Here is a 1,398-nt window from a genome sequence, read left to right as displayed (position 1 = left end):
CGGTTACCTTGTTACGACTTAAGCCCCCTTGCGGAGCCCAGATTCGACCCTGGAATCAGGGCCTCATCCGGACCCCACTCGGGTGCTTTGACGGGCGGTGTGTGCAAGGAGCAGGGACGTATTCACCGCGCTCTTCTGAAGCGCGATTACTACCGAATCCAGCTTCATGAGGGCGAGTTTCAGCCCTCAATCCGAACTACGACCAAGTTTCGGAGATTAGCGCCCCCTTTCGGGGTTGCATCCCACTGTCTTGGCCATTGTAGCCCGCGTGTCGCCCAGCACATTCGGGGCATACTGACCTACCGTTGCCCATTCCTTCCTCCAGTTTGGCACTGGCAGTCTCCCTAATGTACCCAACCACCACAAGGGTGTTGCTGGCAATTAAGGATGTGGGTCTCGCTCGTTGCCTGACTTAACAGGACGCCTCACGGTACGAGCTGACGGCGGCCATGCACCTCCTCTCAATGGCTCCAGTAAGATCATCAATCTGACCTTCACTGCACATTGTCGATGCTGGTGAGATGTCCGGCGTTGAGTCCAATTAAACCGCAGGCTCCTCCGGTTGTAGTGCTCCCCCGCCAATTCCTTTAAGTTTCATCCTTGCGGACGTACTTCCCAGGCGGTCTGCTTCTCGGCTTCCCTACGGCACAGCACAGGCTCGTAGCCTGTGCCACACCTAGCAGACATCGTTTACAGCTCGGACTACCCGGGTATCTAATCCGGTTCGTGACCCGAGCTTTCGTCCCTCACCGTCGGATCCGTCTTCCAGAGGCGCTTTCGCCACCGGTGGTCCGTCCAGGATTACGGGATTTCACTCCTACCCCGGACGTACCCCTCTGGTCTTCCGGTCCCAAGCCATGCAGTTTCCACCGGACGCCTGCGCGTTAAGCGCGCAGATTTCCCGATAGACTTGCCTGGCCAGCTACGGACGCTTTAGGCCCAATAATAGCGGTCATCACTCGTGCTGCCGGTATTACCGCGGCGGCTGGCACCGGTCTTGCCCAGCACTTATTCCTCGACCACCTTACGGTCGAAAAAAGCGAGGACTATATGCCCTCGCACTCGGAGTCCCCTTATCGCACTCGCGTGCAGTGTAAAGGTTTCGCGCCTGCTGCGCCCCGTAGGGCCCGGTATCTTGTCTCAGATACCGTCTCCGGGCTCTTGCTCTCACAACCCGTACCGATTATAGGCACGGTGGGCCGTTACCCCACCGTCTACCTAATCGGCCGCAGCCACATCCTATAGCGCCTGAACGTTTCGCGTTCACGCCACTCCAGGCAGTGAACGGTATCGGCTATTAGCCTCAGTTTCCCGAGGTTATCGCCGTCTATAGGGCAGTTTGGCCACGTGTTACTGAGCTATCTGCTACGAGTCTGAACTCGTGCAACTAGCATGGCT

General features: G+C 57.7%; 1 rRNA gene. It reads right to left on the bottom strand.

Annotated features, from left to right (window positions below):
- Positions 1–1,398: ribosomal RNA gene (locus ACEWFR_RS23715) — 16S ribosomal RNA — on the bottom strand; the annotation flags it as partial.

Origin of the sequence: Natrinema sp. H-ect4 (genome assembly GCF_041894845.1) — an archaeon.
Lineage (GTDB): Archaea > Halobacteriota > Halobacteria > Halobacteriales > Natrialbaceae > Natrinema.
Note: the sequence above shows the minus strand (reverse complement) of the source record. Positions and strands in the feature narration are given on the sequence as shown.